The organism is Streptomyces sp. NBC_01750 (genome assembly GCF_035918095.1).
In the GTDB taxonomy this organism is placed as follows: domain Bacteria; phylum Actinomycetota; class Actinomycetes; order Streptomycetales; family Streptomycetaceae; genus Streptomyces.
In genome coordinates this window covers 5,485,763-5,505,465 of the sequence record NZ_CP109137.1, presented here as the reverse complement: position 1 = coordinate 5,505,465, position 19,703 = coordinate 5,485,763, and the positions used below count along the sequence as shown (strand labels likewise).

The 19,703-nt window shown below is 70.1% G+C and carries 18 protein-coding genes and 1 riboswitch; of the genes, 7 read left to right on the top strand and 11 right to left on the bottom strand.

The annotated features are described in order from the left end of the window. The first annotated feature begins 12 nt into the window (after window positions 1-12). The 3 genes from OG966_RS25055 to OG966_RS25045 all read left to right on the top strand — a co-directional run bounded on the left by OG966_RS25055 (window position 13) and on the right by OG966_RS25045 (window position 2,297). Window positions 13-657 (top strand): RNA polymerase sigma factor, encoded by a 645-nt coding sequence (locus OG966_RS25055; protein WP_326655354.1) that lies wholly within the window; start codon window positions 13-15, stop codon window positions 655-657. Next, window positions 654-1,451, top strand: a complete 798-nt coding sequence (locus tag OG966_RS25050) for a hypothetical protein (RefSeq protein WP_326652085.1) — start codon at window positions 654-656, stop codon at window positions 1,449-1,451. The genes OG966_RS25055 and OG966_RS25050 overlap by 4 nt, the downstream gene beginning before the upstream one ends. A 123-nt stretch (window positions 1,452-1,574) precedes the next feature. Next, complete coding sequence (locus OG966_RS25045; RefSeq protein ID WP_326652084.1) at window positions 1,575-2,297, top strand: hypothetical protein; 723 nt, start codon at window positions 1,575-1,577, stop codon at window positions 2,295-2,297. 133 nt (window positions 2,298-2,430) lie between these two features. On the opposite strand, the gene glyA is transcribed toward OG966_RS25045, so the two are convergent. After that, the gene (gene glyA / locus OG966_RS25040) at window positions 2,431-3,714 is read right to left on the bottom strand and encodes a serine hydroxymethyltransferase (protein ID WP_326652083.1); all 1,284 of its coding nucleotides are present in this window, start codon (window positions 3,712-3,714) and stop codon (window positions 2,431-2,433) included. A 105-nt stretch (window positions 3,715-3,819) separates the two neighbouring features. After that, window positions 3,820-3,910, bottom strand: a riboswitch (ZMP/ZTP riboswitch). 120 nt (window positions 3,911-4,030) lie between these two features. Here glyA and rocD point away from each other — a divergent pair. Further along, on the top strand, window positions 4,031-5,236 hold the full coding sequence (rocD, locus tag OG966_RS25035) for an ornithine--oxo-acid transaminase (RefSeq protein ID WP_326652082.1): 1,206 nt from the start codon (window positions 4,031-4,033) through the stop codon (window positions 5,234-5,236). 66 nt (window positions 5,237-5,302) lie between these two features. Here rocD and OG966_RS25030 read toward each other — a convergent pair whose 3' ends face one another. Both OG966_RS25030 and OG966_RS25025 read right to left on the bottom strand, forming a co-directional pair. Continuing rightward, entirely contained in the window at window positions 5,303-6,484 is a 1,182-nt protein-coding gene (locus OG966_RS25030; protein ID WP_326652081.1) for a glutathionylspermidine synthase family protein, read from the bottom strand. Window positions 6,485-6,502: 18 nt separating this feature from the next. Then, window positions 6,503-6,796, bottom strand: coding sequence for a hypothetical protein (locus OG966_RS25025; RefSeq protein ID WP_326652080.1), 294 nt, complete (start codon window positions 6,794-6,796; stop codon window positions 6,503-6,505). 134 nt (window positions 6,797-6,930) lie between these two features. On the opposite strand from OG966_RS25025, the gene OG966_RS25020 reads away from it, so the two are divergent. Beyond that, window positions 6,931-7,782, top strand: coding sequence for a hypothetical protein (locus OG966_RS25020; RefSeq protein WP_326652079.1), 852 nt, complete (start codon window positions 6,931-6,933; stop codon window positions 7,780-7,782). Window positions 7,783-7,886: 104 nt separating this feature from the next. On the opposite strand, the gene pdxR is transcribed toward OG966_RS25020, so the two are convergent. Next, on the bottom strand, window positions 7,887-9,287 hold the full coding sequence (gene pdxR / locus OG966_RS25015) for a MocR-like pyridoxine biosynthesis transcription factor PdxR (protein ID WP_326652078.1): 1,401 nt from the start codon (window positions 9,285-9,287) through the stop codon (window positions 7,887-7,889). 47 nt (window positions 9,288-9,334) lie between these two features. Here pdxR and OG966_RS25010 point away from each other — a divergent pair, with 47 nt between their 5' ends. Then, a complete protein-coding gene (locus OG966_RS25010) occupies window positions 9,335-9,835 on the top strand; it encodes a carboxymuconolactone decarboxylase family protein (protein WP_326652077.1) in 501 nt (166 codons plus the stop codon). Between the two features lie 44 nt (window positions 9,836-9,879). Further along, window positions 9,880-10,620, top strand: a complete 741-nt coding sequence (locus OG966_RS25005; RefSeq protein WP_326652076.1) for an isocitrate lyase/PEP mutase family protein — start codon at window positions 9,880-9,882, stop codon at window positions 10,618-10,620. On the opposite strand, the gene OG966_RS25000 is transcribed toward OG966_RS25005, so the two are convergent. The 7 genes from OG966_RS25000 to OG966_RS24970 all read right to left on the bottom strand — a co-directional run bounded on the left by OG966_RS25000 (window position 10,617) and on the right by OG966_RS24970 (window position 19,685). Beyond that, window positions 10,617-10,979 carry a hypothetical protein gene (locus OG966_RS25000; RefSeq protein WP_326652075.1) on the bottom strand — a complete coding sequence of 121 codons (363 nt, stop codon included), beginning with the start codon at window positions 10,977-10,979 and terminating at the stop codon, window positions 10,617-10,619. The two genes, OG966_RS25005 and OG966_RS25000, sit on opposite strands and share 4 nt — an antisense overlap. Before the next feature lie 58 nt (window positions 10,980-11,037). Continuing rightward, window positions 11,038-11,991 (bottom strand): ABC transporter substrate-binding protein, encoded by a 954-nt coding sequence (locus OG966_RS24995; RefSeq protein WP_326652074.1) that lies wholly within the window; start codon window positions 11,989-11,991, stop codon window positions 11,038-11,040. A gap of 27 nt (window positions 11,992-12,018) precedes the next feature. Then, a complete protein-coding gene (locus OG966_RS24990; protein ID WP_326652073.1) occupies window positions 12,019-14,001 on the bottom strand; it encodes an ABC transporter permease subunit in 1,983 nt (660 codons plus the stop codon). Further along, complete coding sequence (locus OG966_RS24985; RefSeq protein WP_326652072.1) at window positions 13,998-15,134, bottom strand: quaternary amine ABC transporter ATP-binding protein; 1,137 nt, start codon at window positions 15,132-15,134, stop codon at window positions 13,998-14,000. The genes OG966_RS24990 and OG966_RS24985 overlap by 4 nt, the downstream gene beginning before the upstream one ends. Beyond that, window positions 15,131-16,705, bottom strand: coding sequence for a GMC family oxidoreductase (locus OG966_RS24980; RefSeq protein WP_326652071.1), 1,575 nt, complete (start codon window positions 16,703-16,705; stop codon window positions 15,131-15,133). The genes OG966_RS24985 and OG966_RS24980 overlap by 4 nt, the downstream gene beginning before the upstream one ends. Window positions 16,706-16,721: 16 nt before the next feature. Beyond that, entirely contained in the window at window positions 16,722-18,215 is a 1,494-nt protein-coding gene (locus tag OG966_RS24975) for an aldehyde dehydrogenase family protein (RefSeq protein ID WP_326652070.1), read from the bottom strand. A 480-nt stretch (window positions 18,216-18,695) separates the two neighbouring features. After that, entirely contained in the window at window positions 18,696-19,685 is a 990-nt protein-coding gene (locus OG966_RS24970; protein ID WP_326652069.1) for a malate dehydrogenase, read from the bottom strand. Window positions 19,686-19,703: the final 18 nt, after the last annotated feature.

Here is a 19,703-nt window from a genome sequence, read left to right as displayed (position 1 = left end):
GGCCGCCGGTGTATGAAAGGTGTGAGTACGCGCGAGGGGACGCCGGAGGGGGGCTGCACCGTCGTGGAGGGGGGCGGCTTCGTCCTCGACGAGGCTGCGGTGATCGCACGGGTGCGCGCCGGAGAGCCGGAGGCGTACGCGGAGCTGGTGCGCGCCCATACGAATGTCGCGCTGAGGGCGGCTGTGGCCTTCGGGGCGGGTGCGGATGCGGAGGATGTGGTGCAGAGCGCCTTCCTCAAGGCGTACCAGTCGCTGGGACGGTTCCGGGACGGCGCGGCCTTCCGTCCGTGGCTGCTGCGGATCGTGGCCAATGAGACGAGGAACACAGTGCGCTCCGCGGTGCGGCTGCGGGCGCTCGCCGGGCGGGAGGCGCTGCTGCTCGGCTCCGAGCCGCTGATACCGGAATCGGCGGACCCTGCGGTGGCTGCCGTGGCGGAGGAGCGGAAAGCGCTGCTGCGGGCGGCGCTGGACGAGCTGAGTGAGGAGCAGCGGCAGGTCGTCACCTACCGCTATCTGCTGGAGATGGACGAGGCGGAGACGGCCGAGGCGCTGGGCTGGCCGCGCGGCACGGTGAAGTCGAGGCTGAACCGCGCGCTGCGGAAGCTGGGGCGGCTGCTTCCGGGGCTTCTGCCGGGGAAGGGAGGTGAGGAGCAATGAGTGACGAGGATCGTCCTGGCGACGAGCACGAGGCCCTGCGTGAGGAGCTGCGAGGGCTGGGGCGCGGGATCGGGATCCCGGATGTCGACGGCGAGACGATGGCGGAGCGGGTGCTGGCGCAGCTCCTCGCCGAGGCGGTGCCCGTGCCCGCCGCGCCCGGGAGGGCCGAGCGGTTCAGGCGCTGGACACGCAGGCGGGGCCGGGCACTGACGGTCGCCCTCTCCGGGCTCGTGGTGGTGCTGGTGCTCACGCCTCCGGTGCGGGCGGCCGTGGCGGACTGGTTCGGTTTCAGCGGGGTGGACGTGCGGTACGACCCGTCGATGCCGCCACCGCCCGGGGGGCCTGTTCCGTGGTGCCACGACCCGGTCCCCTGGGCAGAGGCGGAGCGGCGCGCGGGCTTCAGGGCGCGGGTGCCGGGAGCGCTCGGCGAGCCGGACGCGGTCTCGGTGACCGTGGGGCCTGCGGGCAGGTCGGTGGTGAGCCTGTGCTGGAGCGAGCGGGGTCGCACGATACGGCTGGACGAGTTCCCGGCGAGGCTGGACCTCGGCTTCGCCAAGGAGGCTCGGCTCATGCCGGAGTGGGTGGCGCTGAGCGGTGGGACCGGCCTGTGGTTCGCCGAGCCGCATCTGCTGCGGTTCCGGATGACCGACGCACAGGGCGCCGGGTGGACCGAGGCCGAGCGCACGGCGGGTCCGACGCTGCTGTGGACGGCTGCGGACGAGCGGACGACGCTGCGGCTCGAGGGCGTGGCATCGCTGCCGCGCGCCGAGGAGATCGCGGAATCCACGCCCTGAGAAGACCCATCGCGCGCTGCCGAGCGATTGTCCCGGAACGGGAACCTGGCGGGGGCGAGCGGTGTACCAGAGGTGACGCGGACGCGGTGCGGATGGTCTGTACCGGCTCCGGCTGGGGGAAGTATGCGACTGCTACGACGACTTGCCGCACTGGCGGCGGTGCTCGCACTGACCTGGATCCTCGCACCGAGCGCGGTGGCGGGAGGGCCGACGAGTGTACTGATCACCTCTCCCGAGAGCGGTGAGACGGCCTCGCTCTACTACTCCGACAAGGAGTACACGACCCTGTTGGGCCTGCTGGGGGCGGACCGGGTGAAGGGCCAGAAGGAGCGGCCGCCGTCGCTGGACATGGCGGTGGGGACGCGGCAGATCAATGTGACCTGGATGGCCCACGATGTGGCCCCGTGGCGCGTGGACCGGGTGTATCCGGGCGAGCGACGGGGCCTCGTCTGGATACATACCTCTACGGAGCCGACGTCGCAGAAGGGCTACTGGCATCAGGCGCGGAATCCGGCGGAGCTGACCCGGCACCTCAAGAAGCTGGGTCTGATGGGCAAGAAGTCCGGCGGGAGCGGAGTCGCGATGTTCCCACCCGCATGGGGACAGGAGCAGGACCGGGGCGGGAGTTCCGAAGCCGCCGCTCCCCCGCACGAGGAGCGGCGGCGGCCCACTGCGGCGGCTGCCGCCGGCGGCACGGACTGGTGGTGGGCGATACCGGGGCTCGCTGCCGGGGCCGTGTTGGCACTGGTGCTCCGCCCGGTGGTCTCACGGCTGCCGCGCCCGCCGTTCGGGCGAGGCAGCGGCGCGCCGGAGACCGGACCCCGTCAGGAGCTGCTCGACAGCTAGGCACTCTCCGGACGGGCTTGCCGGACAGGCTTGTTTTCAAGCCCGTCCGGCGATCGAACCCGTCCGGCGATCGAGGACGAACCGGCTGCCGACCGGACCCGGCCGGCTATGGCGGTCACCGCTGGCTCACCGGTCACCCGTCAGCGCGCTGGGCGGACAGTCCGGGCGCCGGGAAGGCGGCCATCAGCTCGGCGACCTCGGACCGGATGGTCGCCAGCGAGTCCTCGTCTCCCGTGCCGGCCGCGGTGACACCGCGGTCGATCCAGTCGGCGACGGCGGCCATGTGCTGCGTACCGAGACCGCGCGAGGTGAGGGAGGGGGTGCCGATGCGTACGCCGGAGGGGTCGAAGGGCTTCCTCGGGTCGTACGGGACGGTGTTGTAGTTGACGACGATCCCGGCCCTGTCGAGGGCCTTCGCCGCCACCTTGCCGGGCACGTCCTTGGGAGTGAGGTCCATCAGGATCAGATGGTTGTCGGTTCCGCCCGACACCAGGTCGAAGCCGCGGGCGAGCAGCTCATCGGCGAGCGCCTTGGCATTGGCGACGACCGACTGAGCATAGGTACGGAAGGAGGGCTGGGCCGCCTCGTGCAGGGCGACCGCGATGGCCGCGGTGGTCTGGTTGTGCGGGCCGCCCTGGAGCCCGGGGAAGACCGCCTTGTCGATCGCCTTGGCGTGCTCCTCGCGGGACATCAGCATCGCGCCCCGGGGTCCACGCAGGGTCTTGTGGGTGGTCGTGGAGATCACATCGGCGTGCGGCACGGGGGAGGGATGGGCGCCACCCGCGATCAGGCCCGCGATATGCGCGACATCGGCGACCAGGACGGCGCCGGACTCGCGGGCGATCTCCGCGAAAGCCGCGAAGTCGATGGTGCGGGGCAGCGCGGTGCCACCGCAGAAGATGAGCTTCGGCCGCTCCTTCAGGGCGAGTTCGCGGACCTCGTCGAAGTCGATCAGGCCCGTGTCCTGGCGTACGCCGTACTGGACACCGCGGAACCATTTGCCGGTGGCGGAGACGCCCCAGCCGTGCGTGAGGTGGCCGCCCATCGGCAGGGCCATGCCCATCACGGTGTCGCCGGGCTCCGCGAAGGCGAGATAGACGGCGAGGTTGGCAGGAGAGCCGGAGTAGGGCTGGACATTGGCGTGCTCGACACCGAAGAGGGCCTTGGCGCGGGCGATGGCGAGCAGCTCGACCTGGTCGATGTTCTGCTGGCCCTCGTAGTAGCGGCGGCCTGGGTAGCCCTCGCTGTACTTGTTCTGCAGGACCGTGCCGGAGGCTTCCAGTACGGCCCGGGAGACATAGTTCTCGCTGGGGATCAGCCTGAGCGTCTCTGCCTGGAGCTGTTCCTCGGCGCCGACGAGGGCCGACAGTTCCGGGTCGGTGGCGGAGAGTGCGGGGTGCGGCAGGGGAAGCGTCATGGTGTCCTCCGGGGCGATCCGTTGCTCGGTCGTGGTCCCGGGGTGCGGCTCGGGGGTCCCCTCGGCCTGCGGCGAGGAGCGGGCGGCACCCTGATGGGATGTGTCCCGGAGTACCCAGGCGGGCGGCACCTCGTGTGGTCTTCCGCGCGCGGTTCCCTCGAGGTCACTTCCCCGTACGCCAGTCGCCGTGCGTAATGCCCAGCCTAGCGGCCAGGACCCACAGCAAGGTTTCTCAGTCCACCATGCGAGCGACGATAGAAACAGGGGCATCACCCCGCCCCAACCGGACGGCTCGTCTCTACTGAACGGAGATCCCGTGTCCACATCGGAGAGTGCCATTGCCTCCGCGGAGGCTCACAGCGCGCACAACTACCACCCTCTGCCCGTCGTCGTCGCCACGGCGGAGGGCGCCTGGATGACCGATGTCGAGGGGCGCCGCTACCTCGACATGCTCGCCGGGTACTCGGCGCTCAACTTCGGTCACGGAAACCGTCGTCTCATCGACGCCGCCAAGGCGCAGCTGGAGCGCGTCACGCTCACCTCCCGCGCCTTCCATCACGACCGGTTCGCCGACTTCTGTACACAGCTCGCCGAGTTGTGCGGCATGGAGATGGTGCTGCCGATGAACACCGGGGCGGAGGCAGTCGAGACTGCCGTGAAGACCGCCCGGAAATGGGGCTACCGGGTCAAGGGTGTCCCGGACAACATGGCGAAGATCGTCGTCGCGGCCAACAACTTCCACGGCCGTACGACGACGGTGATCAGCTTCTCGACGGATCCGGAGGCACGGGCGGACTTCGGTCCGTACACCCCGGGCTTCGAGATCGTTCCGTACGGGGATCTGACCGCGATGGACGCGGCGCTGACCGAGAACACCGTCGCCGTGCTGCTGGAGCCGATCCAGGGCGAGGCCGGAGTGCTGGTGCCGCCGGCCGGATACCTCTCACGGGTGCGGGAGCTGACCCGCGAGCGGAACATCCTCTTCATCGCGGACGAGATCCAGTCGGGCCTCGGGCGGACCGGCCGGACGTTCGCCTGCGAGCACGAGAACGTCGTGCCGGACATGTATGTGCTGGGCAAGGCGCTGGGCGGCGGTGTCGTGCCGGTGTCGGCGGTCGTCTCCTCCGCCGAGGTGCTCGGCGTCCACCGTCCCGGGGAGCACGGCTCGACCTTCGGCGGCAATCCGCTGGCCTGCGCGGTGGCCCTGGAGGTGATCGCGATGCTGCGCACCGGCGAGTTCCAGCAGCGCGCCACCGAGCTGGGCGACCACCTCCACCACGAGCTGGGCCTGTTGACGGGCGGCGGCGCGGTGGAGGCGGTGCGCGGCCGCGGGCTGTGGGCGGGCGTCGACATCGTGCCGAGCCGCGGCACCGGCCGGGAGATCTCCGAGAAGCTGATGGACCGCGGGGTCCTGGTCAAGGACACCCACGGCTCGACGATCCGGATCGCCCCGCCGCTGGTGATCAGCAAGGAGGACCTGGACTGGGGCCTGGACCAGCTCAGAGCCGTACTGGAGGGCTGAGCGGCCGGTACGGCCCCGTACTGGACACCCGGCCCGTACTGGACGTTCGGACTGTACGGGCCCGGGCTAGAGGATGACGTGGGGCAGGAAGCGGGCGTACTCGTCCGTGACCAGCCCCGCCGATTCCCGGATACCGAGCCCCGCCGCCTCGTTCTCGACGACCCACGCGCCGAGCACCACGCGGTTGCCGTCGAAATCGGGCAGCGGGGCAAATTCCTGGTAGCAGCACGGCTCATCGCGCAGTTCGGGCTGGGCGCCGGGCTCATGGATGGTGACTCCGGCGCCCTCCCGGCCGAGCAGCGGCTTGGCCACGTAACCGCGCTCCACGGCGAGTTCACGTGGCCCGTCGAGGTACGCGGGAAGCAGGTTCCGGTGGCCCGGACTGAGCTCCCAGAGGATCGCCAGCAGCGCCTTGTTGGAGAGCAGCATCTTCCAGGCGGGCTCGATCCAGCAGGTGGTGCCGGTGCCGCCGCCGTTGTCCAGGGTGTCGAGGACGTACGGCCCGAAGCGGTCGGTGGTCAGCCACTCCCACGGATAGAGCTTGAAGCAGCTGCGGATGAAGCGCAGCCGGTGGTCCACGAAGCGCCCTGACAGCCGGTCCCAGCCGATCTGTTCGACGGACAGCGCTTCGGTGGCGAGGCCCGCCTGCTCGGCGGTCTCGCGCAGATACGCGACCGTCATCAGGTCCTCGCCCAGCTCGTCGCCGTCGGAGTGGACGAAGTGCAGCGGCCCGGGCGGAAGCAGCGGCGCCTGACGCTTCCAGGCGTCGACGAGGCGTTCATGGAGGGAGTTCCACTGGTCGGCGCCCGGGAAGCGGTCCTCCATCCAGAACCACTGCGAACTGGCGGCCTCGACCAGAGAGGTGGGGGTGTCGGCGTTGTACTCCAGCATCTTGGCCGGGCCGGTGCCGTCGTAGCGCAGATCGAACCGGCCGTAGACGGAAGGGAGTTCGTCCCGTCGCCGCCAGGACTCGGCTATCAGCGAGGCGAGTCTCGGGTCGGTGATGCCGAGGTCTGCGAAGCGGTCGTGCTCGACAATGTGCGCGGCGGCGGCCAGGCACATGGCGTGCAGTTCCTCGACGACCTCTTCCAGCGCCTCGACCTCGGGCAGCGAGAATTCGTAGTACGCGCTCTCGTCCCAGTAAGGGCGCAGGGAGCCGTCCGGGTAGCGGGTGAGCGGGTAGATGAGGCCCTGTTCCTCGACGATCTGCTGCCAGCCGGGGCGGGGCTCGATGGTGTGACGCTTCATGCTCTGTGTGTCCCGTACTCAGCCGCCGCCGGAGCTGGAGCCGCCGAAGCCGCCGCTGTCGACGGCAGTCCTGTCGAAGCTGCCGCCCTCGGCCCGGTCACCGCTCACCCTGCCGCCGTAGTAGTACCTGCCGGAGCTGCTGGATCCGTCACTGTCGCCGTCGCCGTCGCACTTGTAGTCCGGCAGCACCTCGTAGGTCACCGGATCGACGCACCGCTCGTCCGGCTCCGAGCTGCACGCCGTCAGCGTCGCCGCGAGCACCCCCATGCCGCCGAGCACTACCGTGCTCGACCTCAGCCTGCGTCGTGCCATCAGCCGGTCGCCCCCGTTCGAATCAAGCCAGTGGATCGCCGGACAGACTAGAGGGCCGCCCCGCGGGGCTGTCAGCCCGGTCCACCAGCCCTCCCCATCCGCGGTTCATCTACAGTCGCTCTGTGCTCTTTGGGATGATCTGTGCAGTCGGTTCCGCGGTCTGCTTCGGCACGGCCTCCGTCCTCCAGGCCGTCGCCACCCGGGCCGCTGAACCCGGCACCGGCTCAGGTGTCGATCCGGCGCTGCTGCTGCGGGCGCTGCGCCAGTGGCGCTATGTCGCCGGACTCGCCCTGGACGGCCTCGGCTTCGCCCTCCAGATCGTCGCGCTGCGCTCCATCCCCATCTACGCCGTCGGCGCGGCGCTCGCCGCGAGCCTCGCGGTCACGGCCGTGGTGGCGGCCCGCCTGCTCGATACCCGTCTGAGCCGGACGGAATGGGCCGCGGTGGCCGCGGTCTGCGCGGGTCTTGCCATGCTGGGCCTCGCCTCGGGCGAGGAGGGCGACCGCGCCGGATCGGACGCGCTGCGCTGGGCGATGCTCGGCGTCGCCTTCGCCGTACTCCTCGCCGGCACGGTCGCGGGCCGCCTCCCCGACAAGGCGCGCGCCCTGGTGCTCGGCCTCGGCGCGGGCTGCGGCTTCGGGGTGGTCGAGGTCTCGGTCCGCCTGATCGACACGGTCTCCCTGCCCGAAGTTCTCACCAACCCTGCCCTGTACGCACTGCTGCTCGGCGGCGGCGCGGCGTTCCTGCTGCTCACCTCCGCCCTGCAGCGCGGCTCGGTAACGACGGCCACGGCGGGCATGGTGATCGGCGAGACGATCGGCCCGGCGCTCGTGGGCGTGGTGTGGCTCGGCGACCGGACCCGCGAGGGCCTGGCGTGGCTGGCCGTCGCGGGATTCGTGGTGGCGGTGGCGGGTGCGCTGGCTCTGGCACGGTTCGGCGAGCCGCCATCGACGGCGCCGGCCGAAATCAGCCCCTCGGGCGGTTGAGGAGCCGGGCTCGGGGCGGAGCCCCGGCAAGAGCCTCGCCGGCGCGGATCAGCCTCTCCGCGCGATCGAGGCGCGGCCCCGGGGCCCGAGCCCTTGGGCGCGCCTCATGGCAGCGCCCGGCACAGCGCGTCGAGCGCTCCTGCCCAGCCGCTGTCCGCCGGCGTCGCGTACCCCACCACCAGCGCGTCCCTCCCCGGCGGCACGTCCTTGTGGCGGAATCTCGAGACGCCCTCCACCGCCAGGCCCTGCCAGGCCGCCGCCTGAATCACGGAGCCCTCCGTGCCCGGCGGGAGTTCGAGCACCGCGTGCAGTCCGGCGGCGATACCACTGACCCGGATGTCCGGCGCGCGCTCCGCCAGTGCCCGGACCAGCTGGTCACGCCTTCTCCGGTAGCGCAGCCGCATTCCGCGTACATGACGGTCGTACGCACCCGATGCGATGAACTCCGCGAGCGTCAGCTGGTCCAGCGCGCTCGACGCCCAGTCGACGGACCCCTTTGCCTCGGTCACCTCCCCGACCAGTTCCTCGGGCAGCACCATCCAGGCGAGCCGCAGCCCCGGCGCCAGCGATTTGCTCGCCGTGCCCATGTAGACCACCCGCTCCGGGTCCAGCCCCTGGAGCGCGCCCACCGGCTGCCGGTCGTAGCGGAACTCCCCGTCGTAGTCGTCCTCCAGGATCAGCCCGCCCGACCCGCGCGCCCAGTCGACGGCGGCCGCGCGCCGGTCGGGGTGGAGCGGAACCCCTGTCGGGAACTGGTGCGCGGGCGTCATCAGCACGGCGCCCACCCCGCGCAGCGCGGCCAACTCGCCCGTCTGCGAGCCCAGTTCATCGACGGGCAGTGCCGGAGTCCGCAGACCAGCCTCGGTCAGCAGGTTCCAGTGCACATCGAGCCCGTACGACTCGACGGCCATCTCCCGTACCCGACGCCGTCTGAGCACTTTCCCCATCAGCATCAGTCCGTGTACGAAGCCGGAGCAGATGACGATGCGCCCGGGGTCCGCGTACACACCGCGCGCCCGTGCCAGATAGTCGGCGAGTACGGTCCGCAGCTCGATGCGCCCGAGTGGGTCGCCGTATCCGAGGGCCTCGTGGGGCGCGCTGGTCAGTGCCCGGCGAGCCGCCTTCAGCCACTCCGCGCGCGGAAAGGAGGCCAGGTCGGGTGTGCCGGCATGCAGGCTGTACGTGGGGCGGCGGCGGGCCGGCCGTGCTCTGACCACGCCGGCCGGCGGTTTCCTCGGCACGGCTCGTCTGGCCACCCGTGTCCCCGAGCCCTGTTGCGCCGTGAGCCACCCTTCGGCGACCAGCTCCGCGTACGCGTCCGCGACCGTATTGCGGGCGATGCCCAGGTCGACGGCGAGCGAGCGCGAGGACGGCAGCCTGGTCCCAGGCGCCAGCCGGCCGGTGCGCGCGGCCTCCCGCAACGCGTCCATCAGGCCCGACCGCAGCCCGGATCCGCGCAGTTCGACATGCAGATCAGCACCGAAAGTGGCCCAGGAATCTGTCATGGAAGTGGACCATACTCCTGTGCCACCAGCCGCGTAGCTTCGTCGCCATGACGACGAACGGAAACGAGTCCTACGCCCACGAGCACACCCCCCGTCTCCAGATCGGACAGCTCGCCCCCGAGGTCTACAAGGCCATGGTCGCGCTGGACACGGCCGCCCGGCAGGGCGTGGACCCGGTCCTCCTCGAGCTGGTGAGGATCCGCGCCTCGCAGATCAACCACTGCGCCTTCTGCCTCGATATGCACACCAAGGACGCGCTGGCGGCGGGCGAGTCGGTGGATCGGATCATCCAGCTCAGCGCCTGGGAGGAGTCGCGGCACTTCTACACCGAGAAGGAGATCGCGGCGATCGAGCTGACGGAGGCCGTGACCGTCCTGACCGACGGCTTTGTGACGGACGAGGTGTACGAGAACGCCGCGAAGTACTTCGACGAGAAGGAGCTTTCCCACCTGATCTCCTCGATCACGGTCATCAACGCCTGGAACCGTTTCGGCGTGTCGACCCGCATGGTCCCCGGCCACTACACGCCCGGTCAGTTCAAGCACTGACCGCCGCCCACAGTCCCAGCAGATCCAGCAGATCCAGGAGAGAAATGACCGTGACCGTCTTCCGCTCCCTGCACCACGGCCGTTCGTCCGGCGATCCCCTGGTGCTGCCCGGCCCCTGGGACGCGGCCAGCGCCCGCGCCTTCGCGGACGCGGGCTTCCCGGCGCTGGCCACGCCGAGCGTCGGTGTCGCCGCCGCGCTCGGACACGAGGACGGGCAGACGCCCGCGGACGAGATGTTCGCGGCCGTCACCCGCATCGCCCGCTCGGTGGACGTGCCCGTCTCCGCGGACGTCGAGGACGGCTACGGCCTGTCTCCGAAGGAACTGGTGGCCCGGATCCTCGACACCGGCGCGGTCGGCTGCAATCTGGAGGACTCCGACTCGGCCACGAAAGCCCTCAAGGACCCGCAGCGGCACGCGGACTGGCTGGCGGAGGTACGCGCGGAGGCGGGCGACCGGCTGTTCATCAACGCCCGGGTCGACTCGTTCCTGCGCGGCGTGAGCGACCCGGCCGAGGCGATCACCCGGGCGCGGCTCTATGTCGCGGCCGGGGCGGACTGCGTCTACCCGTTCGCCGTACCGCCGGAGCACATCCCATTGCTGCGCGAAGGGATCGAGGGCCCGATCAATGTCGCGCCGTTGCCGGGCAGTCCGAGCATCGCTGAGCTGGGCCGCCTCGGCGCGACCCGGATCACCTTCGGGCCCGGCCTGCACCGGAAAGCGATGGCGGCGGTACGAACCATCGCCGAGAACCTGCGCGCGGAGCACACACAGCGCGCGGACTAACCGGCCTGGTCCGCCGGGCCGGCCTTCCCGGCTCCGGGCCTGGTCGCCTCCGCGTCCTTCGCCAGGTCCACCGCCGCGATAAGACTCAGCCCCCGCTCGGCCTGGCGCAGCGCCTTGATCGCGGTGATCGAGTCGGCCGGCCCTTCGATGCCGGCCGCGGCGAGATGCCCGCGCACCCAGCGGCCGCGCAGCTCGGCGTCCGAGGCCGCGGCGGCTTCGGCGACGAGAGCGGCGGCGCGCTCAAGACCGGGGCGTTCCTCGGGCGTGGCAGTGTCCAACGCGGCGCGGACGGCATCGCCGATGCCGTCCGCGTCACGCAGTACGAGTACGTTGAGTTCCTGCTTGCCGAGTCCGAACATGTATGGATCCTCGGCCGCAGGACCCCTCCCCCTCAAGAGAGTTGAGGGAATTCTGAGGCTACTTCTTCGGGAGCCACGCCTTCCACGTCGACTCGTTCTCCTTGACCCACTTCTCGGCCGCGGCCTCCGGCGACATCTTTTCGCCGGCGATCATCAGCGCGACCTCGTTCTGCTGCTCGGTCGTCCACTTGAAGTTCTTCAGGAACTGAGCCGCCTCGCCGCCGTTCTTGGCGAAGTCTGCGTTGAAGTACTTCTGCAGCGGTGTGTTCGGGTAGGCGCAGGCGATCTTCTTCGGGTCCGCGTCACAACCCGCCTTGTACTGAGGCAGCTTGACCTCGACCATGTCGATCTGGGCGTTCAGCCACTGCGGGGTCCACCAGTACGTCAGGAACGGCTTCTTCGCCTTGGCGTACTTCTTCATCGCGGTGATCTGCGCGGCCTCGGAGCCCGAGTAGTTGGTCTTGAGGTCCAGCTTCAGGTTCTTGATGAGCGCGTCGTCGTTGGTGACGTAGTCCGGCGAACCCTCGAGGATCTCGCCCTTGCCACCGCTCTCCGCGGTCTTCAGGTCCTTCACATACTTGTTGAGGTTCTTGTAGTCCGTGACTTCGGGGTGCGCGTCCGCGTAGTACTTCGGCACGAACCAGCCGATGTGTCCGGTGACGCCGAGGTCGCCGCCCTTGACGACGGTCTTCTTCGTCGCGACGTACTGCTTCTCCTCCTTGGGGTGACCCCAGTCCTCCATGATCGCGTCGACGTCGCCCTTGGCGAGCGCGTCCCAGGCGAGGACCTCGCCCATCTGCTGGGTCTTGACGGTGTAGCCCAGCTCCTTCTTCAGGATGTAGGCGGCGACGGCCGTGTTGGCCTGGGCGCCGACCCAGGACGGGACGGTCAGCGTCACGGACTTCTTACCGCCCACGTCGTTCTTCTTGCCGGTGTCGGCGGCGCCGCACGCGCTGAGAGTGAGGACACCGAGGGCACTGACGACAGCGGTGGTGATACGGAGGGTGCGCATGGTGCTCCTGTACATGGAAGGACGGGTTCAGTCGGTCTTGCGGGTGGTGGGCTGCGTGATCCGGTCCAGTACGAGACCGAGACAGACGATCGCGACTCCGGCTGTCATCCCGATGCCCATCTCGCCCCGGGAGAGGCCCTTCACGACGTCGTAGCCGAGCGCGCCTCCGCCGACCAGGCCGCCGACGACGACCACGGCGAGGACCAGCACCACACCCTGGTTGACGGCGAGCTGGAGCGCCGGACGGGCAAGCGGCAGCTGGACTTGGAGGAGTTGCTGCCGGGGCGACGCGCCGAGCGAGCGGGAGGCCTCCAGCGCGGCCGGGTCGACCTCGCGCAGACCCTGCGTCGTGATGCGTACGACAGCCGGCAGCGCATACACGACAGCCGCGATGATCGCCGAGGCACGGGTGACGCCGAACAGCGCGACCACCGGGATGAGATACACGAACTGCGGCATGGTCTGCATGGCGTCGAGTACGGGCCGCAGCCATCGCTCCAGACGACCGGCCCGCGCGCAGAAGATGCCCGCGAGCACGCCGAGGAAGAGCGTCAGGACGAGCGCCGCGAGCACCTGCGAGAGCGTGTCCAGCGACTTCGCCCAGACCCCGAGTACGCCGATGGCCGCCATCGAGACAGTGGCGGTCAGCGCCGTCACCCAGGTGCCGACCAGCCAGGCCAGGGCCGCCACCAGCAGCAGCAGGGACCACCACGGCAGCCAGGTCAGGACGTCGCGCAGCGGGTTGAGGATCCAGAGCGTGAAGTGCTCCGACCACACTTCCGTACCGCCGAGGACCGGGATGCCGGAGGAGAGGTGCTCGGTGATCCAGTTCTGGGCCTTGTTGACGGGCGTGGAGATGTCGTATGTCCAGCCCTCCGGCCAGGCGGTGCCGATCGCCAGCCGCCCCAGCACCGCGGCCACGACACCGGCGAACACCAGCGCCCACGCGGACCGGCCGTGCAGCAGCCCGCCGCCCGGTGCGCTCTCGCCGATACGGTCGCCCGCGGCCGCTGTCGTACGGTCCAGCCAGACGGCGATCAGCACGATCGGGATGCCGGCGGCGAGTGCCTTGCCGACGTCGACGGTGGAGAGCGCGGAGTACACCTGTTCACCGAGTCCGCCGGCGCCGACGAGGGCCGCGATGACGACCATCGAGAGCGCCATCATGATCGTCTGGTTGAGGCCGAGGAGCATCTGCCTGCGGGCGAGCGGCAGCCGCGCGGTCCGCAGTCGCTGCCAGCCGCTCGCGCCGAGCGACGCGGACGCCTCGAGCACGGCGGGGTCGGCACCGCGCAGTCCGAGCGCGGTGAGACGGGCCATCGGCGGGGCCGCGTAGATCACCGTGCAGAAGAGCGCGGCCGGCGTGCCGGTGCCGAATACCAGCACGAACGGCAGCAGATACGCGAAAGCCGGCATCACCTGCATGGTGTCCAGCACCGGCCGCAGTGCCCGGTCGACGCGGTCGGACAATCCGGCCGCGAGACCGATCAGGACGCCGAGCAGCGCGGCGACGGCCACCGCGACGACCATCAAGGCGATGGTGAGCAGCGTGGCGTCCCACATCCCGAGGAGCCCGCACACGGCGAAGGCCACGAACGCGGTCCCCGCGACCTTGACCCCGCGCCGCCCGAGCCCGGCGGCCCGCCAGGCGATCAGCACACCGGCGACCACGACACCCAGCCAGCCCATGGCGTCCAGGAACCGGTAGACCACGTCGACGGCGTCCACGGCCGTGTTGGAGAAGTGGAGCAGGAAGTAGAGGAAGACAGGGTGGGTATCGCGGTTGTCGATGACCCACTGGTTGGCGTCGTCGAGCGGCCCGGAGACATTGACCGTCAGCTCGCCGGGCCAGCTCCCGCTGCCCCACAGCGCGATGCCGGCGGGTATGAGCACCAGCGCGGCAACGGCGATCAGCAGGAGCTTGCCCTTGACGCGGTGGCGCAGCAGGGACCGGAGAGTGCGTTCGGGTGCGGCCGCTTCCTTGGCGGGGGCGGTGACGACGGCTGTCATGCGGCCGCCACCTTGTCCGTGTCGGCACCCCGGTCGAGGCCCGCCACGACATCCAGCAGCCCACGGTGGTCGACGACCCCCAGGCACCGCCCGTCCTGCATGACACGCGCCGTCATACCGCTGCGGGCGACCGCCTCGATCGCCTCGAAGACGGTCGCGTCGGCGGCGACCGCCGGTCCGGTATCGGCCTCGCCGGCATCCGCGGGGCGCATCGCCGTACGCACCGTCATGACCTGCTCGCGCGCGACATCGCGGACGAAGTCGCGTACATAGTCGTCGGCGGGCGAGCCCACGATCTCCTCCGGCGTGCCCAGCTGCACGATCCGGCCGTCCCGCATCAGCGCGATACGGTCGCCCAGCTTCAGCGCCTCGCTCAGATCGTGCGTGATGAAGATCATCGTCCGGCCTTCCTCGCGGTGCAGCCGGATGACCTCCTCCTGCATATCGCGGCGGATCAGCGGGTCGAGCGCGCTGAACGGCTCGTCGAAGAGCAGCACTTCGGGGTCGACGGCAAGCGCACGGGCAAGCCCGACCCGCTGCTGCTGACCGCCCGACAGCTGCCCGGGACGGCGGTGTTCGAGGCCCTCGAGGCCCACCTTGGCGATGATGTCCGCGGCCCGGGACCGGCGGGCGGCCTTGCCCATACCCTGGATCTCGAGGCCGTACGCGATGTTGTCGATCACCGAGCGGTGCGGCAGCAGGCCGAAGTGCTGGAAGACCATGGACGCCCGGTGGCGGCGCAGTTCGCGCAGCCGCGCCGTGTCCATGGACAGCACGTCCTCGCCGTCGATGGCGATCGCCCCGGACGTCGGTTCGATCAGCCGGGTCAGACAGCGTACGAGCGTCGACTTGCCGGAGCCGGAGAGGCCCATGACGACGAAGACCTCGCCCTTGCGCACATCGAAGGAGACATCGCGTACGGCGGCGGTGCAGCCGGTGCGCTCGCGCAGCTCTGCCGGGGAGAGCGCGCCGAGTTCGGCGTCGCCGGGGATGCGGCCGGCCTTCGGACCGAAGACCTTCCACAGGTCGCGTACGGAGAAGACGGGCGGCTGACCGGTGTCGGAAGCAGTCTCCTCGTTCACATCCACTCGCTTCGTCTCCGCGCTGGTCTCGGCCTCGGACTCGGTCTTCATCGGGTCATGCCCCTCTCCTCGGAAGCCACGGACAGCAGCTCCGCGCACTTCTCTCCGACCATGAGGACCCCGATCATCGGGTTCACGGCCGGCATCGTCGGGAATACGGACGCATCCGCGATACGGATGCCGTCGAGACCCCTGACCTTCAAGTCCGGGGAAACTACGGCAAGTTCATCAGCGGTGGCACCCATTCGGCAGGTACCCGCGGGGTGGTACACTGTGTGCGCGACCTTTCGCGCGTACTCACCGATCGCCTCGTCGGAGGTGATCTCGGGCCCCGGGCAGACCTCCCTCTTCAGCCAGCCGGCCAGCGGTTCGGTCTCGGCTATCCGACGGGCGATCTTGATGCCGTCGACGAGCGTACGGCCGTCGTAGTCGTCCTCATCGGTGAAGTAGCGGAAGTCCAGCGCAGGCTTTACGTCCGGATCCGCGCTGGTCAGATACAGCCGGCCGCGGCTGCGCGGCTTGGGGATGTTCGGCGTCATCGACACCCCGTGCGCGGGCCGCCGGTAGCCGAGCCGCTCCGGGTTGTCGGTGAACGGTATTTGGTAGAAGTGGAACATCAGGTCGGGCCCTTGTGCGTCCCGATCCCGCTGCACGAAGAGGCCCGCGTCGCTGTCCATCGCCGAGTTCTCGGGGATCGGCCCGTGCGTCTCCCAGACGATCACCGATTCCGGATGGTCGAGCAGGTTCTCGCCGACGCCCGGCAGATCGTGTACGACGGGGATGCCGAGCCGCTCCAGATCGGCGCGCGGCCCGATGCCGGAGTGCAGCAGCAGCCGCGGAGTGTCCACCGCGCCCGCGCAGACCAGGACTTCATGACGGGCCCCGAGGAACTGCTCCTCGCCGTCCTTCGTACGGACATGCACTCCGGTCGCCCTGGGGTTCGTTCCGCCGGAGACAGGGGGAGCGTCCAGCTCCAGCCTGTACGCCCAGGTCTCCAGGGCGATATGCAGGTTCGGGCGGTCCAGGAACGGGTGCAGGTACGCGACCGAGGCGGAGGACCGCTTGTTGTTCTCCGGGTGGTACGCAAGGTCGAAGAAGCCGACGCCCTCGTAAAACGGCTTCCTGTTGAAGCCCTCGACGCGCGGGACGGCCACCGCCGCCTGGGCCGCGTCGACGAAGTCACGGGCGATGGCGTTACGGTCCGCCTCGTCGACGGGCACGATGTTGTTCCGTAGCCGGTCGAAGTACGGGTCCATCGTGGCCGCGTCCCAGCCCTCGGCGCCGGCCGCCGCCCACTCGTCCCAGTCGGACGGCAGCGGCCGGAAGGCGATGAGGGTGTTGTGGGAGGAGCAGCCGCCGAGCACCCTGGCCCGGCTGTGCCGGATGTGGGAGTTGCCGCGAGGCTGCTCGGTGGTCGGGTAGTCGTAGTCGAGCTCGCCGCCGAGCAGCCCCATCCAGCGCCGCAGGGTGAGGACTTCGGGGCGGTCGACATCGCTCGGGCCGCCTTCGATGACGGCGACGGTGATGTCCGGGTTCTCGGTGAGCCGGGAGGCGATCACCGATCCCGCGGTGCCGCCGCCGACGACGACATAGTCGTACATGGTCATGTTCTGTTCGGTCATTTCTGCGTACCCCTGCTCAGCCCGCGAACCAGCGCACGGGGCGCGGGGCCAGGTTCTGGTAGATGTGCTTGGCCTCGCGGTATTCGGCGAGCCCGGCGGGCCCCAGCTCCCGGCCGATGCCGCTCTTCCCGAATCCGCCCCACTCGGCCTGCGGCAGATACGGGTGGAAGTCGTTGATCCAGACGGTCCCGTGCCGCAGCCGCCCGGCGACGCGCCGCGCCCGGCCCGGGTCGGCGGTCCACACGGCGCCTGCGAGCCCGTACTCGGTGTCGTTGGCGAGGGCGACGCCCTCCTCCTCCGTACGGAAGGTCTCGACGGTCAGGACGGGGCCGAAGACTTCTTCGCGTACGACGCGCATATCGCGGTGGCACTGGTCGAGGACGGTGGGCCGGTAGAAGTACCCCTCGTACCCCTCGCCCTCCGGCCTTGCTCCACCGGCCCGCAGCACCGCGCCCTCCGCCAGGGCGGAGGCGACGTAATCCTCGGTCTTGACGAGCTGCTGCCGCGAGACGAGGGGCCCGCACTCCACGCCCGTCTCGGTGCCGCGCCCGAGGCGGATCTTCTCGGCGCGGCGGGCCAGTTCGCCGACGAAGCGCTCGCGCAGCGACTCCTCGATGATGAGCCGCGACCCGGCGGAACAGACCTGCCCGCTGTGGATGAAAGCCGCATTGAGTGCCTGATCGACGGCAGTGTCGAAGCCCTCTTCCGTCCCGCACGCATCGGCGAAGACGAGGTTGGGGTTCTTGCCGCCGAGCTCGAGCGCGACCTTCTTGACGCTGTCGGCGGCGGCGCGCATCACCTTGGTACCGCTGGACAGTCCGCCGGTGAAGGACACCAGATCCACATCGGGGTGCTCGGCGAGCCTGGCCCCGACGGGGTCGCCCGCGCCGGTGACGATGTTCGCCACCCCGGCGGGCAGTCCGGCCTCGACGAGCAGCTCGATGAGCGCGACGGTGGTCAGCGGGGTGATCTCGCTGGGTTTGATCACAAAAGTGTTGCCCGCGGCCAGCGCCGGGGCAATCTTCCAACTCGCTTGCAGGAGTGGGTAGTTCCACGGCGTGATCAGCGCACAGACACCGACCGGCTCATGCACCACCACACTGTGTATCTCCTCGGATCCCGCGTCGACGACCCGTCCGCCGCTCTCGTTCATGACGAGATCGGCGAAGTAACGGAAGGCGTCGCTCACGCAGTCGACGTCGACGCGGCCTTCTTCGAGGGTCTTTCCGGCGTCCCGGCTCTCCAGCAGACCGATCTCTTCGCGGTCGCGCTGGAGCAACTCGGCGACGCGCCGCAGCAGCGCGGCACGCTCGGCGACGGGGGTGCGCGGCCACTCGCCCTGGTCGAATGCGGTACGCGCGGCGGCGATCGCGGCGTCGGTGTCCTCGGTCCCGCCCTCCGCCACGACGGCGAAGACGGTCGCGTCAGCGGGGTCGAGTATCTCGCGCGTGGCGCCGGATGCGGCTGCGCGCCACTCTCCGCCCACGTGGATGGTCTGTTGTGCCGACACGTCGCGTTTCGCCTTCCGTTCCCGAAATGTTTCACGCCGGTGATAGCCGGCGGACGGGTCGCCTGCCCAGGGGATCGGAAAGCATGCGCATTGGATGTCTCAAAGTTGCCCGTATCACTTTGCCGCGGCTGGGCAGGTGTACTCCGGCCTTGAAAGATGCGGTGAGCCCGCCGGCCGCGACTCCCCCGGAGGGCGGTCGGCTCGACGGCCGCGACTCCTCCGGGGGGCGGTCGGTCCGGCTTCCTGGACGCCGCCGGCGTCCGCTCCAGCATCGGTATCGCTCGTACCACCCGGCGTCTGCGGATCAGCGCGTCCGCGCCGCCTCCCAGGGGAGAGCGACGTCACATGCGGGCCGCCCATGGCCGCCTGGACGCCGCGGGCCCGGATGTGGTGCCCCCGGTGGGTTCCACCGACAGAACAAACGCCCCCGGCGGCCAGTCGGCTGCCGGGGGCGTCAGATACGTACGTGAGGCGTACGGATCAGATGAGGCCGAGCTCGCGGACCGCCGCGCGCTCCTCCTCCAGCTCCTTCACCGACGCGTCGATGCGCGCACGCGAGAAGTCGTTGATCTCCAGGCCCTGGACGATCTCGTACTTGCCGTTCTTCGTGGTGACCGGGAACGACGAGATCAGGCCCTCCGGGACGCCGTACGAGCCGTCCGACGGGATGCCCATGGACGTCCAGTTGCCCTCCGCGGTGCCGTTGACCCAGGTGTGGACGTGGTCGATCGCGGCGTTCGCGGCCGAGGCGGCCGAGGACGCGCCACGGGCCTCGATGATCGCGGCGCCGCGCTTGGCGACGGTCGGGATGAAGGTGTCGGCGAGCCACTGCTCGTCGTTCACGACCTCGGCGGCGTTCTTGCCCGCCACCTCGGCGTGGAAGATGTCCGGGTACTGGGTCGCGGAGTGGTTGCCCCAGATGGTGAGGCGGCGGATCTCGGAGACCGGGGCGCCGGTCTTCTTCGCGAGCTGGGAGATCGCGCGGTTGTGGTCGAGGCGGGTCATCGCGGTGAAGCGCTCGGCCGGTACGTCCGGGGCTGCGGCCTGCGCGATGAGCGCGTTGGTGTTGGCCGGGTTGCCGACGACGAGGACCTTGATGTCGTCCGCGGCGTTGTCGTTGATGGCCTTGCCCTGCGGCTTGAAGATGCCGCCGTTGGCGGAGAGGAGGTCGCCGCGCTCCATGCCCTTCGTACGCGGACGGGCGCCGACCAGCAGGGCCACGTTGGCTCCGTCGAAGGCGACGTTCGGGTCGTCCGTGATCTCAATGCCGCTCAACAGCGGGAAGGCGCAGTCCTCAAGCTCCATCGCGGTGCCCTCGGCGGCCTTCAGGCCCTGCGGGATCTCGAGGAGCCGAAGGGCGACCGGCACATCCGCGCCGAGCAGGTGGCCGGAGGCGATGCGGAAGAGCAGCGCGTAGCCGATCTGGCCGGCCGCGCCGGTCACGGTGACATTCACGGGAGTGCGGGTCATGGCGATCTCCGTAAGACA

Bases quoted from the DNA above. Each gene is read 5' to 3' on its own strand.
- glyA (WP_326652083.1), bottom strand. From the start codon at position 3,714: ATGACGCTTCCCCTGCCGCACCCCGCACTCTCCGCCACCGACCCGGAA.
- OG966_RS25055 (WP_326655354.1), top strand. From the start codon at position 13: ATGAAAGGTGTGAGTACGCGCGAGGGGACGCCGGAGGGGGGCTGCACC.
- OG966_RS24970 (WP_326652069.1), bottom strand. From the start codon at position 19,685: ATGACCCGCACTCCCGTGAATGTCACCGTGACCGGCGCGGCCGGCCAG.
- OG966_RS25020 (WP_326652079.1), top strand. From the start codon at position 6,931: ATGATCTGTGCAGTCGGTTCCGCGGTCTGCTTCGGCACGGCCTCCGTC.
- OG966_RS25005 (WP_326652076.1), top strand. From the start codon at position 9,880: ATGACCGTGACCGTCTTCCGCTCCCTGCACCACGGCCGTTCGTCCGGC.
- OG966_RS24980 (WP_326652071.1), bottom strand. From the start codon at position 16,705: ATGACCGAACAGAACATGACCATGTACGACTATGTCGTCGTCGGCGGC.
- OG966_RS25045 (WP_326652084.1), top strand. From the start codon at position 1,575: ATGCGACTGCTACGACGACTTGCCGCACTGGCGGCGGTGCTCGCACTG.
- OG966_RS25030 (WP_326652081.1), bottom strand. From the start codon at position 6,484: ATGAAGCGTCACACCATCGAGCCCCGCCCCGGCTGGCAGCAGATCGTC.
- OG966_RS25000 (WP_326652075.1), bottom strand. From the start codon at position 10,979: ATGTTCGGACTCGGCAAGCAGGAACTCAACGTACTCGTACTGCGTGAC.
- OG966_RS25050 (WP_326652085.1), top strand. From the start codon at position 654: ATGAGTGACGAGGATCGTCCTGGCGACGAGCACGAGGCCCTGCGTGAG.
- OG966_RS25010 (WP_326652077.1), top strand. From the start codon at position 9,335: ATGACGACGAACGGAAACGAGTCCTACGCCCACGAGCACACCCCCCGT.
- OG966_RS25025 (WP_326652080.1), bottom strand. From the start codon at position 6,796: ATGGCACGACGCAGGCTGAGGTCGAGCACGGTAGTGCTCGGCGGCATG.
- OG966_RS24985 (WP_326652072.1), bottom strand. From the start codon at position 15,134: ATGAAGACCGAGTCCGAGGCCGAGACCAGCGCGGAGACGAAGCGAGTG.
- pdxR (WP_326652078.1), bottom strand. From the start codon at position 9,287: ATGACAGATTCCTGGGCCACTTTCGGTGCTGATCTGCATGTCGAACTG.
- OG966_RS24990 (WP_326652073.1), bottom strand. From the start codon at position 14,001: ATGACAGCCGTCGTCACCGCCCCCGCCAAGGAAGCGGCCGCACCCGAA.
- OG966_RS24995 (WP_326652074.1), bottom strand. From the start codon at position 11,991: ATGCGCACCCTCCGTATCACCACCGCTGTCGTCAGTGCCCTCGGTGTC.